General features: G+C 72.8%; 19 protein-coding genes and 2 pseudogenes. 8 read left to right on the top strand and 13 right to left on the bottom strand.

Annotation, left to right across the window (positions count from 1 at the left end; genetic code table 11):
• Positions 1-5: 5 nt before the first annotated feature.
• A complete protein-coding gene (locus COUCH_RS33160) occupies positions 6-752 on the bottom strand; it encodes an MBL fold metallo-hydrolase (protein WP_199515316.1) in 747 nt (248 codons plus the stop codon).
• A gap of 259 nt (positions 753-1,011) precedes the next feature.
• Between COUCH_RS33160 and COUCH_RS33165 the strand changes: the two genes are divergently transcribed.
• Positions 1,012-1,434: a hypothetical protein gene (locus COUCH_RS33165; protein WP_249609115.1), complete on the top strand. Its 423-nt coding sequence runs from the start codon at positions 1,012-1,014 to the stop codon at positions 1,432-1,434.
• A gap of 313 nt (positions 1,435-1,747) precedes the next feature.
• On the opposite strand, the gene COUCH_RS33170 is transcribed toward COUCH_RS33165, so the two are convergent.
• The 3 genes and pseudogenes from COUCH_RS33170 to COUCH_RS33180 form a co-directional block, all read right to left on the bottom strand.
• Positions 1,748-2,713, bottom strand: a complete 966-nt coding sequence (locus tag COUCH_RS33170; protein WP_199515314.1) for a PLP-dependent cysteine synthase family protein — start codon at positions 2,711-2,713, stop codon at positions 1,748-1,750.
• Positions 2,714-2,717: 4 nt separating this feature from the next.
• A complete protein-coding gene (locus tag COUCH_RS33175; RefSeq protein ID WP_249609116.1) occupies positions 2,718-3,101 on the bottom strand; it encodes a MoaD/ThiS family protein in 384 nt (127 codons plus the stop codon).
• A 62-nt stretch (positions 3,102-3,163) separates the two neighbouring features.
• Positions 3,164-3,666, bottom strand: a pseudogene (locus tag COUCH_RS33180) (Mov34/MPN/PAD-1 family protein).
• A gap of 99 nt (positions 3,667-3,765) precedes the next feature.
• On the opposite strand from COUCH_RS33180, the gene COUCH_RS33185 reads away from it, so the two are divergent.
• Entirely contained in the window at positions 3,766-4,632 is an 867-nt protein-coding gene (locus tag COUCH_RS33185; RefSeq protein WP_249609118.1) for an aldo/keto reductase, read from the top strand.
• A 48-nt stretch (positions 4,633-4,680) separates the two neighbouring features.
• Here the strand turns inward: COUCH_RS33185 and COUCH_RS33190 are convergent, their stop codons facing one another.
• Both COUCH_RS33190 and clpS read right to left on the bottom strand, forming a co-directional pair.
• Positions 4,681-5,187 carry a DUF2017 domain-containing protein gene (locus tag COUCH_RS33190; RefSeq protein ID WP_249609119.1) on the bottom strand — a complete coding sequence of 169 codons (507 nt, stop codon included), beginning with the start codon at positions 5,185-5,187 and terminating at the stop codon, positions 4,681-4,683.
• A gap of 40 nt (positions 5,188-5,227) precedes the next feature.
• Positions 5,228-5,518: an ATP-dependent Clp protease adapter ClpS gene (gene clpS, locus COUCH_RS33195; RefSeq protein WP_199515309.1), complete on the bottom strand. Its 291-nt coding sequence runs from the start codon at positions 5,516-5,518 to the stop codon at positions 5,228-5,230.
• 350 nt (positions 5,519-5,868) lie between these two features.
• Between clpS and COUCH_RS33200 the strand changes: the two genes are divergently transcribed.
• The 3 genes from COUCH_RS33200 to COUCH_RS33210 all read left to right on the top strand — a co-directional run bounded on the left by COUCH_RS33200 (position 5,869) and on the right by COUCH_RS33210 (position 10,428).
• Positions 5,869-8,460 carry a LuxR C-terminal-related transcriptional regulator gene (locus tag COUCH_RS33200; RefSeq protein WP_249609120.1) on the top strand — a complete coding sequence of 864 codons (2,592 nt, stop codon included), beginning with the start codon at positions 5,869-5,871 and terminating at the stop codon, positions 8,458-8,460.
• A 69-nt stretch (positions 8,461-8,529) separates the two neighbouring features.
• Positions 8,530-9,816 (top strand): nicotinate phosphoribosyltransferase, encoded by a 1,287-nt coding sequence (locus tag COUCH_RS33205; RefSeq protein ID WP_249609121.1) that lies wholly within the window; start codon positions 8,530-8,532, stop codon positions 9,814-9,816.
• Positions 9,817-9,840: 24 nt separating this feature from the next.
• Entirely contained in the window at positions 9,841-10,428 is a 588-nt protein-coding gene (locus COUCH_RS33210; RefSeq protein ID WP_249609122.1) for an isochorismatase family protein, read from the top strand.
• A gap of 334 nt (positions 10,429-10,762) precedes the next feature.
• Here COUCH_RS33210 and COUCH_RS33215 read toward each other — a convergent pair.
• The 4 genes and pseudogenes from COUCH_RS33215 to COUCH_RS33230 form a co-directional block, all read right to left on the bottom strand.
• Positions 10,763-11,932 (bottom strand): annotated as a pseudogene (locus tag COUCH_RS33215) (MFS transporter); the annotation flags it as partial.
• Between the two features lie 1,192 nt (positions 11,933-13,124).
• The gene (ctaD, locus tag COUCH_RS33220; protein ID WP_249609124.1) at positions 13,125-14,879 is read right to left on the bottom strand and encodes an aa3-type cytochrome oxidase subunit I; all 1,755 of its coding nucleotides are present in this window, start codon (positions 14,877-14,879) and stop codon (positions 13,125-13,127) included.
• Between the two features lie 123 nt (positions 14,880-15,002).
• Positions 15,003-16,112: an FAD-dependent monooxygenase gene (locus COUCH_RS33225; protein WP_249609125.1), complete on the bottom strand. Its 1,110-nt coding sequence runs from the start codon at positions 16,110-16,112 to the stop codon at positions 15,003-15,005.
• Between the two features lie 158 nt (positions 16,113-16,270).
• Positions 16,271-16,936 (bottom strand): helix-turn-helix transcriptional regulator, encoded by a 666-nt coding sequence (locus tag COUCH_RS33230; protein ID WP_249609126.1) that lies wholly within the window; start codon positions 16,934-16,936, stop codon positions 16,271-16,273.
• A gap of 72 nt (positions 16,937-17,008) precedes the next feature.
• On the opposite strand from COUCH_RS33230, the gene COUCH_RS33235 reads away from it, so the two are divergent.
• Together COUCH_RS33235 and COUCH_RS33240 are read left to right on the top strand one after the other, a co-directional pair.
• Entirely contained in the window at positions 17,009-18,079 is a 1,071-nt protein-coding gene (locus tag COUCH_RS33235) for a DNA polymerase ligase N-terminal domain-containing protein (protein ID WP_249609127.1), read from the top strand.
• A gap of 130 nt (positions 18,080-18,209) precedes the next feature.
• Positions 18,210-19,556 carry an MGH1-like glycoside hydrolase domain-containing protein gene (locus COUCH_RS33240; RefSeq protein WP_249609128.1) on the top strand — a complete coding sequence of 449 codons (1,347 nt, stop codon included), beginning with the start codon at positions 18,210-18,212 and terminating at the stop codon, positions 19,554-19,556.
• On the opposite strand, the gene COUCH_RS33245 is transcribed toward COUCH_RS33240, so the two are convergent.
• Together COUCH_RS33245 and COUCH_RS33250 are read right to left on the bottom strand one after the other, a co-directional pair.
• Positions 19,553-20,158: an MBL fold metallo-hydrolase gene (locus COUCH_RS33245; RefSeq protein WP_249609129.1), complete on the bottom strand. Its 606-nt coding sequence runs from the start codon at positions 20,156-20,158 to the stop codon at positions 19,553-19,555. The genes COUCH_RS33240 and COUCH_RS33245 overlap by 4 nt on opposite strands.
• A complete protein-coding gene (locus tag COUCH_RS33250) occupies positions 20,158-21,243 on the bottom strand; it encodes an S-(hydroxymethyl)mycothiol dehydrogenase (protein ID WP_249609130.1) in 1,086 nt (361 codons plus the stop codon). Before COUCH_RS33250 ends, COUCH_RS33245 begins: the two co-directional genes overlap by 1 nt.
• Positions 21,244-21,307: 64 nt before the next feature.
• On the opposite strand from COUCH_RS33250, the gene COUCH_RS33255 reads away from it, so the two are divergent.
• The gene (locus COUCH_RS33255) at positions 21,308-23,440 is read left to right on the top strand and encodes a TPM domain-containing protein (protein WP_249609131.1); all 2,133 of its coding nucleotides are present in this window, start codon (positions 21,308-21,310) and stop codon (positions 23,438-23,440) included.
• A 125-nt stretch (positions 23,441-23,565) separates the two neighbouring features.
• Here COUCH_RS33255 and COUCH_RS33260 read toward each other — a convergent pair whose 3' ends face one another.
• Positions 23,566-24,027 carry a MarR family winged helix-turn-helix transcriptional regulator gene (locus COUCH_RS33260; RefSeq protein ID WP_249609132.1) on the bottom strand — a complete coding sequence of 154 codons (462 nt, stop codon included), beginning with the start codon at positions 24,025-24,027 and terminating at the stop codon, positions 23,566-23,568.
• Positions 24,028-24,398 lie beyond the last annotated feature (371 nt).

Below are 24,398 nucleotides of genomic sequence, written 5' to 3' on the forward strand. Positions count from 1 at the left end.
CAAGCTCAGAGATCGTAGCGGGCACCCGGACGAACCACCTCAACCGGACCCGCGTACGCGGCGCAGGCGGCCTCCACAGTAGAGGCTTCCGAACCCCAGGCCGGAACCAGATGGGTGAGCAGCAGGCGGCCGACGTCGGCCTTGGTGGCCGCCTCGCCCGCCTCGCGGCCGGTGAGGTGCAGGTCGGGCGGGTTGACCACGCCGTCGAGGTAGCTGGCCTCGCACAGGAAGAGGTCGGCGCCCTGCGCCAGGCGCAGCAACGGTTCACAGGGCGCGGTGTCCGACGAGTACGCCAGGACGTGGCCGTCGTGCTCGACGCGGACGCCGTACGTCTCGATCGGATGGTTGACCCGGTCCGCGGTCACCGTGAACGGGCCGATGGGGAACGTGCCGGGCTGCAGCCCGTAGAACGTGTACACGTCGTCGACGGGCTCGTTCTCCGCGCTGTACGCGGCGGAGATGCGCTCGGCGGCGCCCAGGGGCGCGTAGACCGGCAGCGGGGGCATCGGGCCGCCGGGGGCGTAACGGCGAACCACCACGTAGGTGCAGGCGTCGAGCATGTGATCGCAGTGGAGGTGGGTCAGCAGGATCGCGTCGACGGCATCGATGCCCGCGTACCGCTGGAGCGCGGACAGGGAGCCGGAGCCGAAGTCGATCAGCAGCCGGAAACCGTCGGCCTCGACGAGATAGGCGGAACAGGCCGACTCGGGGCCGGGGAAACTGCCGGCACAGCCGAGAACGGTCAGTCGCATGCGGGTTCCTCTGGTTCACGCTCGGTCGTCCACGTCCCCACCACCCGCCCCTCGGCTGGGAATGCAGACCAGTCAATCACGCTGCGCAGCCTACGCCGGGACCAGCGCGTCACGTAAACGTCTGATCGATTTGTCGCTAAATCGACAACCTATGTCACACCCGCCGTGAGCTGGGTCATTTTCGGTCGCGTTACGCCTCGTGAGTCGCGCCCGTTGCACAGGGTGAAGGGACGACACCGGGCAATTCGGAGGGGCGAAAGTGACGACGACCGAGGTGCAGGAACAGGCCCGTACGCGGGAGGTGACGGCGCCGGAGGTCGTGCCGTTCGGCTGGGAACCCACCGGCCCCGCGGGTACGGAACTCAGCGACGAGGAGGTCCTGTTCCGCTTCCCGGCGGCCGACGACCCGGCCCCCGGCGCCCGGCGTCTGCTGGGCATGTCGATCTACGCGACGCTCCTGGGCCTGACCGGGGTCGGCATCGGCATCCGCGGGCTGGTGTCGCAGATCGGCGGCGGGGCGCCCGGCTGGTACACGTGGGTGCTGGCGTTCCTCGGCATGGTGAGCGTGGCGCTGTCGGTGGGCGCGTTCCTGTCGATCCACCGGCGGGTGCTGCCCTGGCTGCTCCTGCTGGGCGCGGCCGTGCCCCTGGCGGCGGACGTCATGCTGGCCGTCGCTTACTGATCACCGGAAAGGGCCGGCGCTACCGACCGCTGAGAGGAAGCGCCGGCATCACGGACGAAGCGGCACGATCGGGCGGACGGCAGGCGATCCGGGCGAGCGACCCACCGCTGGGCGACCCACCGACATCGCCGCCGGGCGGCTCACCGACCGTCCGGGCAGCCTGCTGAGGATGCGGCCGGCCCGCCGACAGCCCGGGATGCGAGGCCGACCGGCCGGCCCAGGTGCGGATGCCCCGGGTAGGGGGCTGCTGGCTGATGGTCCGGTAGGCAGCCTGCCGACGGTCCGAGGGGCTCAGCTCCCGCCCGGTGGGCCGTCAGGCCCAGAGCTGCCCCTCCAGCGCATCCTCGGCATCCGCGAGCGTCCCGCCGTACGCGCCGGTTGACAGGTACTTCCAGCCACCGTCGCACACCACGAACGCCACGTCCGCGCGCTTGCCCGCTTTGACCGCCTCGTGGGCCACCGCGAGCGCCGCGTGCAGGATCGCTCCTGTGGAGAAGCCGGCGAAGATGCCTTCCACCTCGACGAGCTGGCGGGTGCGGAGGACGGCGTCGCGGGTGCCCACCGAGAAGCGGCGGTTCAGCACCGTGGCGTCGTAGAGCTCCGGGACGTAGCCCTCGTCGATGTTGCGGAGGCCGTACACCAGTTCGCCGTAGCGGGGTTCCGCCGCGACGATCTGGATGCCTTCCACCTTCTCGCGCAGGTACCGGCCCGTGCCCATGAGCGTGCCCGTGGTGCCCAGGCCCGCCACGAAGTGGGTGATCGTGGGCAGGTCGTGCAGGAGCTCGGGGCCCGTCGTCTCGTAGTGGGCGCGGGCGTTGCCGGGGTTGCCGTACTGGAAGAGCATGACCCAGTCCGGGTGCTCCGACGCGATCTGCTTCGCCGTCGCGACGGCCTGGTTGGAGCCGCCCGCCGCCGGCGAGAAGATGATCTCGGCGCCGTACATGCGCAGCAGCTGGACGCGTTCCGCGGAGACGTTCTCCGGCATCACGCAGACCAGCCGGTAGCCGCGCAGCTTCGCGACCATGGCCAGGGAGATGCCGGTGTTGCCGCTGGTCGGCTCGAGGATGGTGTCGCCGGGGCGGAGGCGGCCGGACTCCTCCGCCTCGCGCACCATGAACAGCGCCGGACGGTCCTTGATGCTGCCCGTCGGGTTGCGGTCCTCGAGTTTGGCCCAGAGCCGCACCGGCGGCGCCCCCTCGGGCACCGTCGGTGACAGCCGGGGCAGACCGACGAGCGGCGTACCCCCGCAGGCGTCCAGAAGGCTCTCGTAGCGAGCCATCGGATTACTCGCCTTCGGTGGAGCCGGTGACAGCGCTGAAGGAACGGCCGAGGGACGCGCCGGCGGCGGAGGTGGGGCGCCCGAGCAGGGCGGCCGCCGCGGCGAAGCCGAGGGCGCCACCGGCCACGGCCGGGAGGATGGTGACCGAGTCGCCGTCGCTGACCTTGGCGTCGAGCGCGCCGAGGAAGCGGACGTCCTCGTCGTTCACGTAGATGTTGACGAACCGGTGCAGGCCGCCCTCGGGCGTGATGAGCCGGCCCTTGAGGCCCGAGTGCTTGGCGTCCAGGTCGTCGATCAGACCGGACAGCGTGTCGCCGGAGCCCTCGACGACCTTCGCGCCGCCGGTGTAGCTGCGCAGGATGGTCGGGACGCGAACTTCGATAGCCATGACTGTAATGCTCCTAGAAAGAGTGTGCCGAGAGACGTTCGGGGGCGGGTCGGAAGTGACGCTCAGCGACACTCGTAGTAGACCGACGCGGGGCTCTGCCCGAACATGTACGACTGGACGGCGTGCCCGTCCGCACTCATACTCACGCCTCCACCGTCGCATCCACGATGTTGACCTCTTCCTCGGTCACCACACCGTCCACGATACGGAACGATCGGATTTCCTCGGAATCCGGCTCACGGGTCGAGACGAGCAGATAGTGCGCGCCCGGCTCACCGGCGAACGAGATGTCCGTGCGGGACGGATAAGCCTCGGTCGCGGTGTGCGAGTGGTAGATGACGACCGGTTCCTCGTCGTTGTCGTCCATCTCGCGCCAGACCCGCAGCTGCTCCATCGAGTCGAACTCGTAGAACGTCATCGAGCGCGCCGCGTTGTCCATGACGATGTGCCGCGTCGGCAGGTCGCTGCCGATCGGCCCGGCGACCACGCCGCAGGCCTCGTCGGGGTGGTCCCGGCGGGCGTGGGCGACGATCGCTTCGAGGATCGCGCTGTCGATGGTCAGCACGTCGTTCACATTACCGTGAGGCGGGCGTACGGCGGGCGTGGCAGTCCTCACGCGCATTCGCCTGGCGTATCCGGTACCGCGGCGGGTAGTCCCGGGGGCATGAAGCAGCGAACAATCGGAGACACCCAGGTCAGCGCCATCGGGCTCGGCGGCATGCCGATGTCCATCGAGGGGCGCCCCGACACCGACCGGTCGATCCGCACGATCCACGCCGCCCTGGACGCCGGTGTGACGCTGATCGACACCGCGGACGCGTACCACCTGCACGCCGACGAGGTGGGCCACAACGAGTCCCTGATCGCCCAGGCCCTGGCGAGCTGGGGCGGGGACACCTCCGGCGTGCTGGTCGCCACCAAGGGCGGACACCTGCGGCCCGGCGACGGCTCGTGGACCTTGAACGGCTCCCCCGCGTACCTGCGGGAGGCCGCCGAGGCGTCGCTCAAGCGTCTCGGGGTCGAGGCCATCGGCCTGTACCAGTTCCACCGCCCGGACCCCGACGTGCCGTACGCGGACTCCGTCGGCGCCATCCGCGACCTGCTCGACGAGGGCAAGATCCGGATGGCCGGCATCTCGAACGCCGACGTGCAGCAGATCCGGCAGGCCCAGGAGATCCTCGGCGGCCGGCTGGTCTCGGTGCAGAACCAGTTCTCGCCCGCGTTCCGCTCGTCGGAGCCGGAGCTGCGGCTCTGCGACGAGCTGGGGATCGCCTTCCTGCCCTGGTCGCCGCTGGGCGGCATCTCCCGGGCGAGCGAGCTGGGTGAGCGCTTCGGCGCGTTCGGCCGGGTGGCCGAGGCGCACGGGGTGAGCCCGCAGCGCGTGACGCTCGCGTGGATGCTGGCGAAGAGCCCGGTGGTCATCCCCATCCCGGGCGCGAGCCGGCCGGAGTCGATCACCGATTCCGCGCAGGCGCCGGAGCTGGTGCTCGACGACAGCGAGCTCGCCGAGCTGGACGCCGCCGGCAACTGAGCGGCGATGGGCAAGCGTTGATCGGGGGCGCCGGGAGATCCGGCGCCCTCAGCGCTCCTCGATCTCCGGCAGCGCGTTGAGCAGCGATTCCTGCAGGTAGCCGAGGTACGCGTACACCGAGAGCTGGAAGACCCGGCTCGAGCCCGGGTCGTGGATGACGGCCTCGTCGAGCTCGTCGCCGAGATCGGTGTCCGCCTTGATGTCCAGCCGGGTCGCCATGGCCAGCCGCGCGTCGTTGATCGCCCGCAGCCAGGCCTCGGCCTCCTCGCCGTCGAGGCGCACCTCGCCCGGGCCGTCGTCCGGCAGCGCCGCGAGGATCGCGCCCGCCTGGTCGATCTTGCCGGTCTTCAGGTCGCCCTCGGTGTAGAGGCGGAACTCGGCGGAGTCGTCGGGCCGGTCGGGATAGATGTCCGGGAACAACCGCGACACGACGGGGTCGGTGTGGTCGAAGCCGTCCATGAGCAGCCCGACGACCTCGCCGGCCACCTTGCGCAGCACCCGTACCTCGTCCACGGCGAACGTGGCCACACATTGGTTGCCGTTGCGCCGGAACATCAGTCGATCACCCGCCCAGTATCGATCTGAAGCTGACAATTCACGCGCGGTCCACCGTCGCCCACAGACCGTAGCCATGAAGCTGAGAGGCGTCCATCTCCATCCGCTCCCGCGCACCGGTCGACACCACGGCCTTGCCCTTGTTGTGGACGTCGAGCATGAGCTCCTCGGCCTTGTCGCGGCTGTAGCCGAAGAGCTTCTGGAAGACCCATGTCACGTACGACATGAGGTTGACGGGATCGTCCCAGACGATCGTCACCCACGGCCGGTCATCAGCCGGTACCTCCTCGATCTGCGGCGTCTCGACAGGAGCGACCTGAGGCATCGCCATGCCCCCCATCGTGCCACGCCGATCCGGGCACGGGACGGGCCGCCGAGACAAGACGCGGTCACGAACCCGCGTCGAACGTCGTGGGAGCGCCGGAGTCACGCCGATCTGCCACCTGCGAAGAGGGTCCCGGGCGGACCGGAGAGGGCCCGGGTGCGAACGGCCGGCAGGCGCCCGGGCCCGCCCCGCCAGGCAGGGCCCGGGCACGTCGCGCCGGCACCCGCCGAACCGTAATGGGCGGCGCGGGTGCCATAACAGGTGTCTGATTACTCACCGTTTCGTACGCGGATACTCATTCCCCGAGGGGGTACAGGCGGTGATTCGACGATGACGCATCTCGATATGCTGGCCGCGTGGAGCACTGGGATTTCGTCGGGCGCGCCGCCGAGTTGTCCCGCCTCCAGAGGGTCGCCACCAGCGAAACCGAGCGCGGCCTGATTCTCAGCGGCGTGGCCGGCATCGGCAAGAGCCGTTTGCTGCGGGAGGCGGTGAGCGCACTTCCGGCCGACCGATGGGCAGTATTCCGGGCGTCCGCCAACATCGCGAGTTCGGGACTGCCGTTCGGCGGGCTGGCACAGATCCTGCCCGCGGATCCGCCCGCCGGCCTGTCCCCCGCGGGACTGCTCCGCTGGGCCGTGGACGCCCTGCACGCCGCCGCGGACGGCCGGCCCATCGTGCTGGCCGTCGACGACATCCACCTGCTCGACGCGCCCTCCGCCGCCCTCGCCCACCTGCTGGTCCGCGAGGACGCCACGCTGCTCGGCACCCTGCGCACCTCCGAGCCGGTGCCGCCGCCGATCAGCGCACTGTGGACCGAAGGGCTGGTCAGTCACGCCGAGCTCACCCCGCTGTCGCTGGATGAGTCCCGCGCCCTGCTCGCCACGCTGGTCGGCAGCCCGGTCGAGGCCGGCTCCGCGCAGCGCCTCAGCCGCCTGGGTGGCGGCAACCCGCTGTTGCTCCGGGAGCTGGTGATGGCCGCTCTCAGCGGCGGCGAGCTGGTCCAGGCGTACGGTTTCTGGCGCTGGACCGGCCGCCTCACGCTGGCGCCCAGCCTCGCCGAGCTCGTCGACACCCGCATCGGGCGCCTCACCGGCGGCGTGCGCGACGTGCTGGAGCTGGTCTCCTTCGGCGAGCCGATCGGGCTGGCGCTGCTGCTGCGCGTCGCCGACCCGGCCGCCGTCGAGGAGGCCGAGGAGCGCGGGCTGATCCGGGTCGTCGAGGACGGGCGGCGGCGCAACGTCCGGCTCGGCCATCCGCTGTACGGGGAGGTGGTGCGCCGCCGCTGCCCGGTGACCCGGGCCCGGCGGCTGCTCGCCACGCTGGCCGACCTGGTCGAGAACGTGGGCGCGCGGCGTCGCGACGACCTGCTCCGGGTGGCGGTCTGGCGGCTCGACTCCGGTACGGCCCAGGACAGCGGCCTGCTGTTCGGCGCGGCGACCCAGGCGTTCGGCAAGTTCGACATGGTCCTCGCGCGCCGGCTCGCAGCGGCCGCCCGGGACGCGGGTGCCGGCTACCCGGCCATCGAGCTGCTCGCCACCGTCCTGCTGTTCCTCGACGAGCCGAGGCGGGCCCTCGCCGTCCTGGAGGAGGCGCCGGAGCGGGACGCCCGGTACATCGCGGCGCGGGCCACGGTCGAGTTCTTCGGGCTCGGCGACCCCCGGGCGGCCGACACGCTGGCCGCCGTCGAGCTGACGGACCCGGCCGACCTGGCCCGGGTGCGGGCGCTGGAGTCGTTCATCCGCCTGCAGCTCAACCACCTGCCGCAGGCTCGCGCGCTCGCGGCCGCGGTCGCCGGGGAGCCGGCCGCCGAGCCACCCGCCCGGGCGCTGGCCCAGTGCGTGACCGCGTTCCTGACCGCGGTCGCCGGTGGCTTCGACCGCGGCCGGGAGATGCTGACCGTGATCGAAGCGGAGACCCGGTCGTGGCGGCGCGACACCCCGACGCTGCAGTTCGCGTTCCAGATGACCGAGGGGACGCTGGTGAGCGTCAGCCAGGACCTGCCCGGCATCGACCGCATCCTGGCCGCCGAGTTCGCCGACCTGGCCCAGGCGGGCGGCTTCGGCTTCGGCTCGGGCTGGGTCTCGCTGCTGCAGGGCTCGGCGAACTGGCTGCGGGGGCGTACGGACGACGCGCTGCGCGCCGTGGAGCAGGCCTGCGCGGCGCTTTCCGCGGCCCGCCTCTACGACGGCAACGCCCACTACGCACGCACGAAGGTCGCAGCGCTGCGCGGCGACGTCGCCCTGGCCACGGCCTCCCTGGAGATCGCCGAGAGCGCCGGCGAGGGCATCCTCGCGTTGTACTACCCGTTGCGGGAGCAGGCACTGGCGTGGACCCATGCATGCGCGGGTGAGATGACTGCCGCCGTACGCGTGTTGTCCGACGCCGTGGCCCGCACCCGGGCCGACGGGTTCCACGCCCACGAGATGATCCTGCTGTACGACCTGGTCCGGTTCGGGCGCACGGACCTGGCCGCCGAGCGGATGTCCGAGCTCGGCGGCACGGTCGGCGGGCGGGCCACGCCCCTGTTCGTCCGGCACGCGCGGGCCGGCGCTGACGGCGACGGCGAGGAGCTCTTCTCGATCGCCCGGGAGTTCGCCGTGCTCGGCTACCAGCTCTACGCCGCGGAGGCTGCCGCCGGCGCCGTAAGGATCTTCCGCACCGCCCGGGACACCCGCGCGCTGGCGGCCAGCACGCTCCTCGCCGACGTTCTGGCGCGCTGCGGCGTGCTGCGTACCCCCGCCCTGCGCGCGGTCCAGCCGTCGCTGACCGTACGCGAAAGGCAGGTTGCGGAGCTCGCGGCCGGCGGCGTCCGCAGCCGCGAGATCGCCGACCGGCTCTTCCTGTCCCCACGGACCGTGGAGAACCACCTACAGCGCGTCTACACGAAGCTCGGGGTCAGCGGCAGGAACGAGCTAGCTCCGGCGCTGCGGCTCCTGCCGCAATAGGGTGGTCGGCGTGACTGACTGCACCGAGTTCCGCCCGCGCCTCGCCGGCCGTGGCCGAGGAGGCGAGCTGTGAACCGCTTCGCGCCCGCCCTGCTGACCGACCACTACGAGCTGACGATGGTCAGCGCCGCCCTCAAGGACGGCACCGCCGAGCGTCGCAGCGTGTTCGAGGTCTTCGCCCGCCGGCTGCCCACCGGGCGCCGCTACGGCGTCGCCGCCGGCCAGGGCCGGCTCGTCGAGATGATCCGCGACTTCTGCTTCTCGGACGAGGACGTGGCCTTCCTGCGGAAGGCGGGCATCGTCGACGAGACCACGGCAGCCTGGCTCGCGGACTACCGGTTCACGGGCGACATCGACGGGTACGCCGAGGGCGAGCTGTTCTTCCCCGGCTCGCCGATCCTGACCGTGTCCGGCAGCTTCGCGGAATGCGTGGTGCTGGAGACGCTGATCCTGTCGGTGCTCAACCACGACAGTGCCATCGCCTCGGCGGCCGCCCGGATGGTCACCGCCGCCCGGGGCCGGCCGATCATCGAGATGGGCTCCCGCCGTACCCATGAGGAGAGTGCCGTGGCCGCGGCGCGCGCGGCCTACCTCGCGGGTTTCGCGTCCACGTCCAACCTCGCGGCGGGCGGCCGCTACGGCATCCCGACCACGGGTACGTCCGCACACGCGTTCACGCTGCTCCACGACGACGAGACGGCCGCGTTCGCGTCCCAGGTGGCGGCGCTGGGCAAGAACACGACGCTGCTCGTGGACACGTACGACATCGCGCAGGGCATCCGCAACGCCATCGCGGTGGCCGGGCCGGATCTGCGCGCCGTACGCATCGACTCGGGCGACCTGTCGGTCCTGGCCCAGCACTCCCGCGAGCTGCTCGACTCGCTCGGCGCCACCGAGACGAAGATCGTCGTCTCCGGCGACATGGACGAGTACGCCATCGCCACCCTCGCCGCCGAACCGGTCGACATGTACGGCGCCGGCACCGCGGTGGTCACGGGTTCCGGCGCCCCGACGGCCGGCCTGGTCTACAAGCTCGTCGAGGTCGAGGGCCGCCCGGTGGTCAAGCGCTCCGAGAACAAGGCCACGGTCGGCGGCCGCAAGACGGCGATCCGCCGCCACAAGCCGACGGGTACGGCCACCGAGGAGATCGTCGTCTCCCAGGGCGTGCCGGACCACCAGGCCAACGACCGGCTGCTGCAGCGCTCGTTCGTGGCGGGCGGCGAGATCGCCGAGCTGCCGGCCCTGCAGGAGTCCCGGGACCACCTGCGCCAGTGCCTGATCTCGATCCCGTGGGAGGGCCTGAAGTTGTCGGCCGGCGACCCCGCGATCCCGGTCACCGTCGTCGCCACCAGCTGAGTTCCTGGAAACCCGGAGGTCTTCGTGACTCGAGCCTTGATCATCGTCGACGTGCAGAACGACTTCTGCGAGGGCGGCTCCCTGGCCGTGCAGGGCGGCGCGGGCGTGGCCTCGGCCATCTCGTCGGCGCTGGCCGACACCGCCCCGGCCCGCCGCTGGGACCACGTCGTGGCGACGAAGGACTACCACATCGACCCGGGCGCGCACTTCAGCGCGCACCCGGACTTCGTCGACTCCTGGCCGTCCCACTGCGTGGTCGGCACCCCCGGCTCCGAATTCCACCCGTCGCTGGCCACCGACCGGGTGGAGGCCGTGTTCCACAAGGGCGAGCACGCGGCGGCGTACTCGGGCTTCGAGGGACACACCGATTCCGGCGAGCACCTCGCGGACTGGCTGCGCGCCCGGGACGTCGCCGAGGTGGACGTCGTGGGCATCGCGACCGACCACTGCGTCCGGGCGACGGCGTTGGACGCGCGCAAGGCCGGATTCAAGACGACGGTACTGCTCGGGATGACGGCCGGGGTGGCGGAGGCGACCACCGAGGCGGCGCTGCGCCAGTTCGAGGAGGCCGCGGTCACGACACTGGGGACGCCGATCGTTCTCGCCGGCTGAAGGATTCTCGCGGTGCCGGCCCGGGCCGGCTGAGCAGCTGTTGCGGTGCCGGTCGGCGGTGGTCGACCGGCACCTGAGCTCAGCGTGCCGTGGCCGGGGCGTCCTCGGTCGGGAAGTCCACGGCCGGCCCCGCCGCGCCGATCTCCCAGGCCGCGCCGTCAGCGGCTCGCGTTCCGGCATCGTCGCCGGCCGGCTTCCCGGCCTCGCCCGCCGGCCGTGCGGCTGCCTCGCCGGCTGCGTTGCCGGAGGTCTCGCCGGTCGCCTTGCTGGTTGCCTCGCCGGTCGCCTTGCTGGTTGCCTCGTTCGCCGCCTTGCTGGTTGCCTCCGCCTCGTCGGCGCGGCGGCGGCGTAGCTCGATCGGGGCTACCAGCAGCGCGACCAGCATGCCGACCCCGCCGACCGCCACGAAACCCCACGCCGGCGACAGCGTGTCCATCACCACGCCGGCCAGCGGGGCGCCGAGCGCGACCCCCACGGTCAGCGACGAGTTGTGCCAGCCCATCGCCTCGCCGCGCGCCGTGGCCGGTGTCAGACGGCTCACCGCGTCGGCCGTGGCCGTGATCGTCGGCGCGCACAGGGCGCCCGCCGGCAGCAGGAGCAGGCCGAGCAGCCACCAGTGCGAGCCGCCCAGCCCGACCGGGATCGTCAGCAGGGCCATGGGGGCCAGCAGGAACAGGGGCGGCAGACCTTGCCGGACCATCCCGTAGGTGAAGCCGCCCAGCAACGAGTAGGCGGCCCACATGGCGAGCACCGCCCCGGTCCACTTCACCTCGCCGGAATGCTGCAGCACCGCGACGACGGCCACGTCCGTACCGCTGAGGACCAGCGTGGCGGCGCTGGTGATGGCCAGTACGGCGATCAGGCGGGGCCGCAGCCAGGTGCTCCGGGGCACCCGGTGGCCGGCGGAGATCGGCGCCTCGCCGTGGCCGCGGATCGGCGGGTCGAGCAGGTACAGCCCGACGCCGGAGAGCAGGATGCCGGCGCCGACGACGAGCATCGCGACCCGGGCACCGGCGGTCGTGGAGATGAGCACGCCCAGCGCCGGCCCGGTCATGAACGACAACTCCGTGGTGATGGAGTCGAGGGCGAAGGCCGGCAACCGGTGCGACTCGGGGGCGAGCGCGGCGATCGACTGCCGTGCCACCGCGAACGCGGGCAGCGTCAGGAAACCGCCGATCAGGGCGGCGACGAGCAGCGCCCAGTACGGGACCCCCTGCGCAGCCGTCCAGAAGACCACCTCCGCGACGGTGGTGAGCACGAGGACGGGCCGCAGCCCCCTGCGATCGGTGATCCGGCCCATCACCGGCGCGCCGAGCGAGGCGGCGATGGTGAAGGCGGCCCCCACCAGCCCCGCAGCGCCGTACCCGAGACCGAGGTCCTGGGTGACGTGCAGCGTGAGCGTGACGCTGCCGGCGGTGATGGGAATACGGGCCAGCGTCGCCACGATCAGCAGCGACTTGATCCCGCGCAGGGCGAGCGTCTCCCGGTAAGGCGTGAGTGTCATTGCGGTCCTAACCTCCGCCGGACAGTCTCCGCCTGGGGTACGACAATTCCCACGCATTTGACGGAGCTCACCCCGGGCCACCCCGCATGACCAGGCCGCATATCCCTGTGCGCAACGGCCCGCGCCAGGCCGCCGGACGCACCGGGCGGCGGGCGGACGGAGCAGCCGGGCGGCGCGGGTGCGCGGCACGGGCGGGCTCGGCGCGGGCGGGCTCGGCGCGGGCGGGCTCGGCGCGGGCGGGCTCGGCGCGGGCGGGCTCGGCGCGGGCGGGCGGGCGTCGCGGCCGGGCGCGGCACGAAGCGGGCGGGCTCGGCTCGAGTGGGCGGGCTCGGCGCGGGCGGGCGGGCGCGGCACGAAGCGGGCGGGCTCGGCGCGAGCGGGCGGGCTCGGCGCGAGCGGGCGGGCTCGGCGCGAGCGGGCGGGCTCGGCGCGAGCAGACGCGGCACCAGCAGGCGGGCCCGGCAGGAGCGGGCCCGGCACGGGTGCGCAGGGTGGGCGAGCGACGCGGGACGAGCGGGCGCCGCGGCTGCGCGGCACGGGTGCGCGGCGGGCGAGAGGCGCGGGCCCGCGGCAGGGCGCGGGCGGGTGCCGCGGTCGGGCGCGAGCGGGCGGGCGGGCGCGGCACGGGTGCGCAGGGCGGACGGGCGAGCGGGCGCGGCACGAGCAGGCGGGCGCGGCACGAGCAGGCGGGCGCGGCACGAGCAGGCGGGCGCGGCACGAGCAGGCGGGCGCGGCACGAGCGGGAGGGCCCGGCACGAGCGGGGCGGGCGAGCGGCGCGGGCTCGCGGCAGGATGCGGGACGCGGGTGGGCACGCGGGGTGGGCAGGCGCGCGGCAGGGGCGCCGCGAGCGGGTGGCGCGGGCGAGCCGGTGGCGCGGCTGGCCCAACAGGGCAGCAAGGCGGCGGCGTGCGCACGGTCGACCAGACCGAGCAGCGCGGCGCAGCAGCCGAGCGCCCGGCGGCCAGGCTGCGGCGGCCGGCCCGGCTCAGGCCACGCCGCGCGATCCTGAGGAACCACGCGGCCGGCGGTCAGGCGGCCACGGGCGGCCCGGCGGCTGGCCGGGCCGGGATGGCCGGGCCGCGTGGGCCGGGCAGCCTGGGCCGGGCCGCGTGGGTCGGGCAGCCTGGGCGTACGAAAGAGCCCGCCCCGGTGGGTGGGCCACCGGGGCGGGCTCTCCGTGCTGCGTGGGTGTCAGCTGTGACGGTCGCTGAGGTCTTCCTTGTAGGTCGCGCCGCCGTCCGATTCCGGGTTCAGCATGCGGGCGCCGCCCTCCGGCGGGCCGGAGATGGACTGCTCGCCCGCCGCGAGTTCGGGGAACTTCGCGTCGAAGGCCGGGCGTTCCGAGCGGATGCGGGGCATGCGGTCGAAGTTGCGCAGCGGCGGCGGGGAGGACGTCGCCCATTCCAGGGAGTTGCCGTGGCCCCAGGGGTCGTCGACCGTGACCAGCTCGCCGACCTTGTACGACTTCCACACGTTGTAGATGAACGGGAGCGTGGACGCGCCGAGCACGAAGGCACCGAGCGTCGAGATCATGTTGAGCGTGGTGAAGCCGTCCGTCGGCAGGTAGTCGGCGTACCGGCGGGGCATGCCCTCGGCGCCGAGCCAGTGCTGCACCAGGAACGTGGTGTGGAAGCCGACGAACGTCAGCCAGAAGTGGATCTTGCCGAGGCGCTCGTCGAGCATCCGGCCGAACATCTTCGGGAACCAGAAGTAGATGCCGGAGAACACCGCGAACACGATCGTGCCGAACAGCACGTAGTGGAAGTGCGCGACGACGAAGTACGAGTCCGAGACCTGGAAGTCGAGCGGCGGCGAGGCCAGCAGCACGCCGGTGAGGCCGCCGAAGAGGAACGTCACCAGGAAGCCGATGGCGAACAGCATGGGCGTCTCGAAGCTGATCTGCCCGCGCCACATCGTGCCGATCCAGACGAAGAACTTCATGCCGGTCGGTACCGCGATGAGGAAGCTCAGGAAGCTGAAGAACGGCAGCAGCACCTGGCCGGTGACGAACATGTGGTGGGCCCACACGCTCATCGACAGCGCCGCGATCAGCAGCGTCGCGCCGACGAGGCCCTTGTAGCCGAAGACCGGCTTGCGGCTGAACACCGGGATGACCTCGGTGATGATGCCGAAGAACGGCAGCGCGATGATGTAGACCTCGGGGTGGCCGAAGAACCAGAAGAGGTGCTGCCACAGCATCGGGCCGCCGGTGGCGACGTCGAAGACGTGGGCGCCCAGGATGCGGTCGGCGGCGAGCGCGAACAGCGCGGCGGCCAGGAACGGGAAGACCATGATCACCAGGAGGCTGGTGACCAGGATGTTCCACGTCATGATCGGCATCCGGAACATCGTCATGCCGGGCGCGCGCAGCGTGATGATCGTCGTGATGATGTTGACGCCACCGAGGATGGTGCCGAGACCCGAGAGTGCCAGGCCGACCACCCACATGTTCCCGCCGACGCCCGGCGAGTGCAGGGAGTCGCTGAGCGGCGTGTACGCGAACCAGCCGAAGTCGGCCGCGCCGCCGGGGGTCAGGAACCCGCCGATGGTGATCGTGCCGCCGAACAGGTAGAGCCAGTACGCGAACGAGTTGAGCCGCGGGAAAGACACGTCCGGGGCGCCGATCTGGATGGGCACCACGAAGTTCGCGAACGCGAACACGATCGGCGTCGCGAAGAACAGCAGCATGATCGTGCCGTGCATGGTGAACAGCTGGTTGTACTGCTCCGGCGACAGGTACTGCATGCCCGGGCGGGCGAGCTCGCCGCGCATCAACAGGGCCATGAACCCGCCGAGGATGTAGAACACGAAGGCCGTGATCATGTACATGATCCCGATCTGCTTCGCGTCCGTCGTCCGCAGGATCCGCGCGATGGCCGAACCCTTGACCTGCTGCCTGACCGGCCAGGGCCTGGTCACGATCGGCTTAGGCGCGACGGTCGTCACGGATAGCCTCCGGTGTCTCGTTTCGTCCCACTGCGTACGCCCGCGTGAAAGGCGTACCTCGCAGGCAGAATAGTCCCCCGCCGACCCCCGGCGGGCGCGGGGTGACCAAAGACCACCCCGGTCTCAGAAGGGCTCGACCAGCCCGCGGTACTGACCGGTGAAGATCTGCTGGCCCCGCTCCCGCAGCATAGGGTCGCGCTCTCCGGGCGGCACGTCGCGGGTCCGGTCGCACTCACGGGTGTGCTCGCGCACCTGGTCACAGCGACCGCGCCGGCGCTGCTCGTACGCGCTCAGCGCCGCCGGCACGTCGCCCCCGCAGGCCTTGAGCACCTCGCCGAGCACGACGGCGTCCTCCAGCGCCATGGCCGCGCCCTGGGCGAGGCTGGGCGCGGTGGCGTGGGCTGCGTCACCGACCAGCAGCACCGGTCCCGTCGACCAGTTGTCGATGACGACCTCGTCCGTCCGGGCCACCTGGACCTTCTCCACCGCGTCGAGGATGGCCGGCACGCACCCGCCGAAGTCGCCGAACAGCTCGCGCAGGCGCGCGCGGGGATCCGCGGGGTTGGCCGTGGAGGGTTCGGCGGTCTCGTCGGCGTAGCAATACAGCCTGCGGCCGCCCATCGGCATGGCCACGAACTGCGAACGGCGCCCGAGCAGCGCGGTCCAGTCGCTGAGCGGCGGCCCCCCGCTGACCACGCTGCGGTAGACGATCTGTCCCGTCGGGGTGGCCGGACCGCCCAGCCCGGCCTTGGCGCGCACCGTGGAGCGCCGCCCGTCCGCGCCGACCACGAGGTCGTACTCGGCGACGGCGCCGTCGCTGAACTCGACCTTGGCCGCGCCGTCGACGATCGCGAGGTCCCGGACGGCGATGTCGTAGCGCACCTCACCGCCGACGCCGGTCAGCAGCACCTGTTGCAGGTCGGCGCGGGACAGCGCCCGCGACTCCCCGACCCCGGCCCAGAGCGCGGCGACGTCCATCTCGAACAGTTCGCGGCCGGCGCTGTCCTGGAAGACCTGCCGGAAGATGAGGTCGCCGAGCGGGCGCAGCGGGGCGTCGAGGCCCAGCTGGCGCATGGCCCGCGAGGCGTTGCCGGGCAGGTAGATGCCGGCGCCCGGGAGCATCGTGGCGGGCAGTTCCTCCACCACGTCGGGGCGGAAACCCGCGACCCGGAGGCCTCGGGCGGCGGCGAGACCGCTGATGCCGGCGCCTACGACAAGGATGCGCAAGGTCATCGCAGCACCGCCTCCGAGGGGTGTTCGATACGCGTCGGAGCCAAGACACTACCGGCCGCCACCGAACCACGGAACCCGCGGTCATGATCACGTCCGTTTTGTTCGAGACGGACACTCCGAAGTGTCCGAAGCCCGGATCGCCCCCGCATCCGGGCTCCTCACCGGACGAGCCTGGTCAGCGGCACGCCGGCCAGTGCCTTCACGTCCCGCGCGAGATGGGCCTGGTCGGCATATCCGGCGGCCACGGAGACGTCGGCGAACGGGCGGCCACCCCGGGCCATCGCCACGGCGCGTTGCATCCGCATGATCCTGGCCAGCGTCTTGGGGCCGTACCCGAAGGCGGCCGTGCAGCGACGGAGCAGGTGCCGCGCGCTGAGGCCGCAGGAATCGGCGATCGCGCCGACCGGGATGCCGGTCCGCGCGGCGTCGGCCAGGGCGACCATCGCCCGGTCCGGCCGGCGCCAGCGGCGCCGCGTGAAGGCCTCGAGCGCGGCGAGCGGATCATCGGCCTCGGCGAGCCGGCGGGTCTCGGCGGGGCCGAAGAGCGCGTCGAATGCGACCCGGCGGTCGGTCAGCTCGTCGGCGGGCACCCCCAGCACGGACGGGCCGACACCGTCGGCGAAGCGCACGGCGAAGAGCCTGCTGTCCGGCGGCGACGCGGCCACCTGGGCCGTCGTGTCCGGTCCGGCCACGAAGACCCGGCCGTCCTGCCAGATCACATCGAGGCAGCCGTCCGGCAGGATGCGTTTCGGCGGGGCGCCGGGCGGGACGATGCTGCGCCACGCGACGACGTGCGGCAGCGACGAGGGCCATTCCGCGTACATGGGTCGACCGTGCCACGGGGGTACGACAATCCAGCGAATGACAGCGATGTAGTTCCGGCGGACAATCGGGGTATGACCGACCAGCTCGCCGAGTACCGGCGCAAGCGCGACGCGCGGCGCACGCCGGAGCCCGTACCGCGCAGCCGGCCCCGGCCCACGGGCCGGAGCAGGTTCGTCATCCAGCAGCACCACGCCCGCAGCCTGCACTGGGACGTACGCCTGGAACGCGACGGCGTGCTCGTGTCGTTCGCCGTGCCGCGTGGCCTCCCCCGCGACCAGGCCCGCAACTACCTGGCAAAACACACCGAGGACCATCCGCTGGAATACCTCGACTTCGCCGGCGACATCCCGGAGGGCGAGTACGGCGGCGGTCGCATGACGATCCACGACCACGGCACGTACGAGGCGGACAAGTGGCGCGACGATGAGATAGGTGTCACGTTCCACGGCGACCGGACCTCGGGCCGTTACGTGTTCTTCCAGACCGGCGGCCGCGACTGGATGGTGCGGCGCATGGACCCGCCGGAGCCGGGCTGGGAGAGCATGCCCGAGACCGTCGAACCCATGCTCGCGACCAGGGCCGCCGGCCTGCCGCCGCACGACGGGGACTGGGGGTACGAGCTGAGCTGGGCCGGCCGCCGCACCATCGCCTACGTCTCGGGCGGACGCGTACGCCTCACCGACCCGGCCGGCGCGGACGTGACCGCGTGGTACCCGGAACTGCGGCCGCTCGGGGCCGCCCTCGCGCCCCTCGAGGCCGTGCTGGACGGCGAGATCGTGGCGTTCGACGGCTCGACCGTCTCGCCGGAGCTGCTGGAACGCCGCAAGGCCCCGCGCGACGCGGCGGCGGCCCGGCGGGCGGCGGAGCGGACCCCGGTGCAGTTCCTGGCGTACGACCTGCTGTGGCTGGAGGGCCACTCGACGGTGGAGCTCATGCGCTACTCGGAGCGGCGGGAGCTGCTGGAGGGGCTCGGCGTGGCCGGCGACAACTGGCAGACGCCGCCGTACTTCCCGGGCGGTGGCACGTTCGCGCTGGAGACGGCGGCGGCGCAGGGCCTGGGCGGGATCGTCGCGAAGCGGCTGGACTCGCCGTACCTGCCGGGGCGGCGCAGCCGGCTGTGGCTGGCGATCGACGCCGGGTAGCGTGATCCGCCGCATTTCCGCTCAATAGTGCTTCAGGCCGGCGCCGCTCGCCCGATCAGGAAGGTTTGCTCGTCCCGGCGGCGGAAAGGTCAGTATGCAGACGCTCCCGACCAACGCTGTGGCTCATGACATGTCTGCTGAACTCTGGAACTCCGCCGCCGCCGTCCTCGAGACCAACTGGTCCCGCGACCACATGGTGCCGTCCCGCCGGCTCTACCCCCACCAGTGGAGCTGGGACGCCGCGTTCATCGCCATCGGGCTCGCGTACGTCAATCCGACGCGCGCCTGGCGTGACCTGCGCAGCCTCTTCGACGCGCAGTGGCCCGACGGCCGGGTCCCGCACATCGTCTTCGACCCGCGTACCGCCGAGGGCGCCTACTTCCCCGGGCCGGCGTTCTGGGACGTGCCGGCGTACGCCGGGCGGCCGGCCCGCGGCAGCACCGGGCTGACCCAGCCGCCGCTGCACGCCATCGCCGCGTGGGAGATCTACCGCCGGGCCGTGTCGCACGGTGCGGTGTGCGCCCGCGAGGCCGGGGAGCAGCTCGCGTGGCTCTACCCGCGGCTCGTCGCCCAGCAGGACTACCTGAGCCGGCGCCGCGACGCCGGCGGTGACGGGCTGGCCAGCATCGTGCACCCGTGGGAGTCCGGCCTCGACAACAGCCCGTCGTGGGACGCGGCGCTGGCCGCCGTACCGGCCGACATGGGCCTGCTGCGGCGCTTCCACCGCCGTGACCTCGAGGTGGCGGATGCCGCGCACCGCCCCACCGACCTCGACTACGCCCGCTACCTCGGCCTGGTCCTCGACTACCGCGACGGCGGGTACGCCGACACCGGCCTCGCCCACCGGCACGCCTTCGTCGTCGAGTGCCCGGCCTTCAACTCGATCCGGGCCGCCGCGGAACTGGCCCTCGCGCACATCGCCGGGGTGGTCGGCGCCGACGCCGGCACGCACCGGCGGCGGGCGCGGGAGATCACCGAGGCGATCTCCCGGCGCCTGTACGACGAGAAGACGGCGACTTTCCGCGCGCGCGATGTGCGTACCCGTGAATTGAGCGCGGCCCGGTGCATCAACGGCCTCCTGCCGCTGATGTTGCCGGACCTGCCGGCGGACCGGGCCGCCGCCGTCCTGGCGGAGGCCGCGTCGCCGCGCTTCGGCCTGCCCCGGGACACCGGCCTGCCGGTCCCGAGCTTCGACCGGACCGCGCCCGGCTTCGACCCGGTGCGCTACTGGCGCGGGCCGATCTGGATCAACATGAACTGGCTGCTGCGCCGCGGCATGCTGGTGCACGGCTACCGGGACGAGGCCGAGGACCTGCGCCTGGCGATGCTGCGGCTGGTCCACGGCTCGGGGCACTACGAGTACTTCCACCCGGTCACCGGCGAGGGCATCGGCGCGCCGGCCTTCAGCTGGACCGCCGCGCTCACGCTCGACCTGCTCGCGGACCGCTCGGTGCCCGCCTACGCCCGCGCGGCCTAGAGGTTCCCGGCCTCCGCCTCGACGGTCGTGTCGGGGCCGTGGCCGGTGTGCACGACGGTCTCGCCGGGCAGCGTGAGCAGCCGTTCCCGGATCGAGCGTTCGATCGTCGGGCGGTCGCTGTGGGAGCGGCCGGTCGCACCCGGGCCGCCCTGGAACAGCGTGTCACCGGTGAAGACGCAGCCCAGCGCCGGCGCATACAGGCAGACGGCCCCCGGGCTGTGGCCCGGCGTGTGCAGCACGCGCAGCGTCGTGCCGGCGACCGTGATCTCCTGGCCGTCACCGAGCGGCGCGGGCATCGGCACGCCGGGGTGCGTCAGCTTCCACAGCACGTCCTCCGCCGGGTGGAGCAGCAGCGGGGCGCCCGTGCGTTCCGCGAGCTCCGGGGCGACGCGTACATGATCGTCATGCGCGTGGGTGAGGACGATCGCGACGACCTTGCGGCCGTCCACCACCTCGAGAATCGCGGGTACGGAGTGCGGCGCGTCGATGACCACACACTCGCTGTCGTCGCCGACCACCCACACGTTGTTGTCGACGTCGAACGTCTCCCCGTCGAGCGAGAAGGTGCCGCTGGTGACCGCGTGATCGACCCGTACGCCCATCAGAACAGCACCACCGAGCGCAGCACGCCGCCGGTGTGCATCTTCCCGAACGCCTCCTCGACCTGGTCGAGCCGGATCTCCTCGGTCACGAACGCGTCGAGGTCGAGCCGGCCCTGCAGGTAGAGGTCGGTGAGCATGGGGAAGTCGCGGCTCGGCAGGCAGTCGCCGTACCAGCTGCTCTTGAGCGCCCCGCCGCGGCCGAACACGTCCAGCAACGGCAGCTCGATCGTCATCTCCGGCGTCGGCACGCCGACGAGCACCACCGTGCCGGCCAGGTCGCGCGTGTAGAACGCCTGCTTGTACGTCTCCGGGCGGCCGACGGCCTCCACGACGACGTCGGCGCCGTTGCCGTCGGTGAGCTCCTGGACCGCGGCCACGACGTCGGTGCCACGGGCGTTGATCGTGTGGGTGGCGCCGAACTTGCGCGCCCACTCCAGCTTCTGGTCGTCGGTGTCGATCGCGATGATCCGGGAGGCGCCGGCCAGCGCGGCGCCGACCACGGCACCGTCGCCGACCCCGCCGCAGCCGATCACGGCGACCGAGTCACCGCGGGTCACACCGCCGGTGTTGATGGCCGCGCCGATGCCGGCCATGACCCCGCAGCCGAGCAGGCCGACCGCGGCGGGCCGGGCGGCCGGGTCCACCTTCGTGCACTGCCCGGCGTGCACCAGTGTCTTCTCGACGAACGCACCGATGCCCAGGGCGGGCGACAGCTCGGTGCCGTCCTCCAGCGTCATCTTCTGGGCCGCGTTGTGGGTGTTGAAGCAGTACCACGGCTTGCCCTTGCGGCAGGCGCGGCACTGACCGCACACGGCCCGCCAGTTCAGCACGACGAAGTCGCCCGGCGCGACGTCGGTGACGCCCTCGCCGACGGTCTCCACGATCCCCGCCGCCTCATGACCCAGCAGGAACGGGAAATCGTCGTTGATGCCGCCCTCGCGGTAGTGCAGGTCGGTGTGGCACACCCCGCACGCCTGGATCTTGACGACCGCCTCGCCGGGGCCGGGATCCGGCACGACGACGGTGGTGACCTCCACGGGTGCACCCTTGGCCCGGGCGATGACTCCGTTGACTCGCTGGCTCATGGCACCACCTTGCCACCTGCGCCCGGCGGCGCGAAGTGTCGGTCCCAGGATCTACGGTGAGCGGGTGACGTTCGCCCGCCGGATCCTGCTGATCACCCTGGCCCTGCTGCTCGTACCCGCCCCGGCCAGGGCGGACCCCCCGTCGCGCCTGGCCACCCAGGTCACCGACACGGCCGGCGCGCTCGGCGGCGACCGGGCGCGGGTGGACGCCGCCCTGAGCTCACTGCAGCAGAAAACGGGCATCCAGCTCTTCGTCGTGTACGTCGACTCGTTCGACGGCACCCCGGCCCAGGAGTGGACGGAGCAGACGGCCCGTCTGAGCGACCTCGGCGACCGCGACGCGCTGCTGGCCGTGGCCACCGGCGACCGGGCGTACTGGACGTCGCCGCCACAGGACTCGCGCCTCTCCGACGCCGAACTGCGCAAGGTCGAGCAGGACGACATCGAGCCCGCGCTGAGCCGCAACGACTGGGCGGGTGCGGTGGTGGCCGCGGCGGCCGGCTACGAGAAGGCGGCGGGCGGCGGCTCAGCCTCGTACGTGTGGATTTTCGTCATCCTCGCGGTGGTCATCGCCGGCGGCCTCCTCTGGGTCTTCCTGCGCCGCCGGCGCACCCGGCCGGTGGCCTCCGCGCAGCCGGAGGGCCCGCCGACGGCGGACCTGACCGCCCAGGCCAACGCGCTCCTGATCGAGCTCGACGACGACCTGCGCGCCAGCGAGAGCGAACTGGGCCTGGCCACCGCGCAGTACGGCGAGGCCGAGACGTCCCGCTTCCGCGCGGCGCTCGAGGCGTCCCGCCAGGACGTGGCGGAGGCCTTCCGGCTCCGGATGACCCTCGAGGAGGAGCCGGCCCCCGACGAGGAGACCCGCCGCCGCACCCTCACGGAGATCATCGCGCGCTGCCGCGCCGCCGACGAACGGCTCGACGCGGAGTCCGAGGCATTCGACCGGCTCCGCGACCTGGAGGGCCGCGCGGCCGAGGTCGCGGCGCAGGTCGATCAGCGCCGGCTCGCGGCCGAGGCCACCCTGCCGGAGGCCGCGGCGGTCCGGCAAGAGCTCCTTGACCGGTACGACGGCCAGACGGTGACCGGCATTTCCGGCAACGTGGACCAGGCGCGGGAACGGCTGCAGTTCGTCGCGGACGCGCTCGAGCGGGCGCGGGCTGCGCTGGCGTCCGTCCCGGCGTCGGGAGGCGGAGTCTCTGCGGACAGCCGGCCCGGTGCGGTCGTGCAGCCTTCCGGCGCGGCCGCCGGGAGCGGTGGCGCGGTGCCGGGCGGCGCGGTGCCGGGCGGCGGAGTGCCGGGCGGCGGAGTGCCCGGGGGTGCGCGGGCTGAGGCGGCGCTGGCGGTTCGCGCGGCCGAGCAGGCGGTGGGACAGGCCGAGCAGCTCGTGGCGGCCGTCCACCGCGCGTCCACCGACCTGGTCGCGGCGCGCAGTGCCGCCGATGCGTTGATCGCCGAGCTGGAGGTGGAGATCGCCGCGGGCCGGGCCGCGATCACCTCGGGTGGCGGCGGCGGGGCCGGGGGCAGCGGCGGGGTGGCCGGCCTTGGTGCGGCGGTGGCCGGGGCGGAACAGGCCGTCGCCGAGGCCCGGACCCGGCTGACCGCCGTCAAGCCCGATCCGATCGCGACCGTCGCCGTCCTGCAGACCGCCGACACAGCCCTCGACCGGGCGCTCGCCGAGGCCCGCGACGCCGCCGAACGTGCCGCCCGGGCACGTAGCGTGCTGGCCCAGGCGCTGCCGGTCGCGCGGGCCGAGGTTGCCGCGGCGACCGACTTCATCAGCACGCGCCGGGGTGTCATCGACGCGGATGCGCGTGCGGCGCTGAGCGAGGCACAGCGCCACCTCGCCCTCGCGGAGAGCCTGGCCGGTTCCGACCCGGCCACGGCCGTCGCCGAGGCGCAGCAGGCCCAGCAGCACGCGGCCGCGGCCAGCCAGGCGGCGCACGCGGACGTGCAGAGCTGGGGCGGGTACGGCCCGGGCGGGTACGGCTCGGGCGGGTACGGGGCCGCCGGCTTCGACCCGGGAGCGTTCGCCGGGGCGGTGCTCGGCGGGATCCTGGCCGGTGGCGGGCGATCGCGCGGATATCCCGGCGGGTGGTCCGGAGGCGGGTCCGGCGGCGGGGGTGGCTGGTCCGGCGGTGGCTTCGGGGGCAGCGCGAGCCGGGGACGGCGCACGGGCGGCGGCGGCCGCTTCTGATCCCCGGGCCTGGCGGAGATCGCGGTCCAGGGACCTCGCGGAGATCGCACCAGCGCGTGCGGGCCCCGGCCGCGGGGTCAGGGCTCGTTGCGCGGCCGCGGGTCAGGGCTGGTTGCGGCCGCGGGTCAGGGCTGGTCGGCGGGGTTCTCCAGGAGCGCGTCGCACAGCTTGGCGAGCTGGCGTACCTGCGCGGGGCTCAGCCGGTCGAAGACGAGCTGCTGGACCATGCCCGCATGCCCCGGGGCCGTCTCGACGATCTTGCGGTAGCCGTCGTCGGTCAGCACGGCGATCTGGACCCGGCCGTCCTCGGGGTCGCGCTCGCGGCGTACCCAGCCCTGGGATTCGAGGCGGGCCACCACGTGGGAGAGGCGGGACAGGGACGCGCTGGCCTTCTTCGCGAGGCGGCTCATCGGCAGGCGCCGGTCCGGACGCTCGGAGAGGGTCGCGAGGACGAGATATCCCATGTGGGTGACGCCCGCGTCCCGCTGCAGCTGGCCCTCCAGCCCGGCCGGCAGCTTGACGAGGACCTCGACGAAGCGGCGCCAGGTCTGCTGCTGTTCCTCCGTCAACCACCTCGGCTCGTCCATGGCCTGCAGGTTAATGACCTGTCCGGGACCGCTCAGCGCCCGGGTGGGCGACCGCGCGTGAGCCACCGCCGCTGACGAGGGTTCCTAACCCGACGGCGGCATGGTGTAGCGGTGAGTACGGAGGCGTCCGTCCGATTCGGAATGCCGGTGCGGCGACGAGAGGGGCGGCGACCTGCACGAACGCACGCCCCCTTCGGGTAACGGGAGCCGAACGATCGGGCACGTCGATCGACTTCCTTGAAGCCTCAAGAGTATTGTTCCGCTCGAACTTTCCACCCCCGGCGCGGCGTCGGGACCGGCTGGCTGGGGGGCCTCGGCCGGTCCCGGCGCTGTGCCGTCCCGGAAAGAAGAAGCCCCCGCTCTGCGCCGTC

It is taken from the genome of Couchioplanes caeruleus (genome assembly GCF_023499255.1).
Lineage (GTDB): Bacteria > Actinomycetota > Actinomycetes > Mycobacteriales > Micromonosporaceae > Actinoplanes > Actinoplanes caeruleus_A.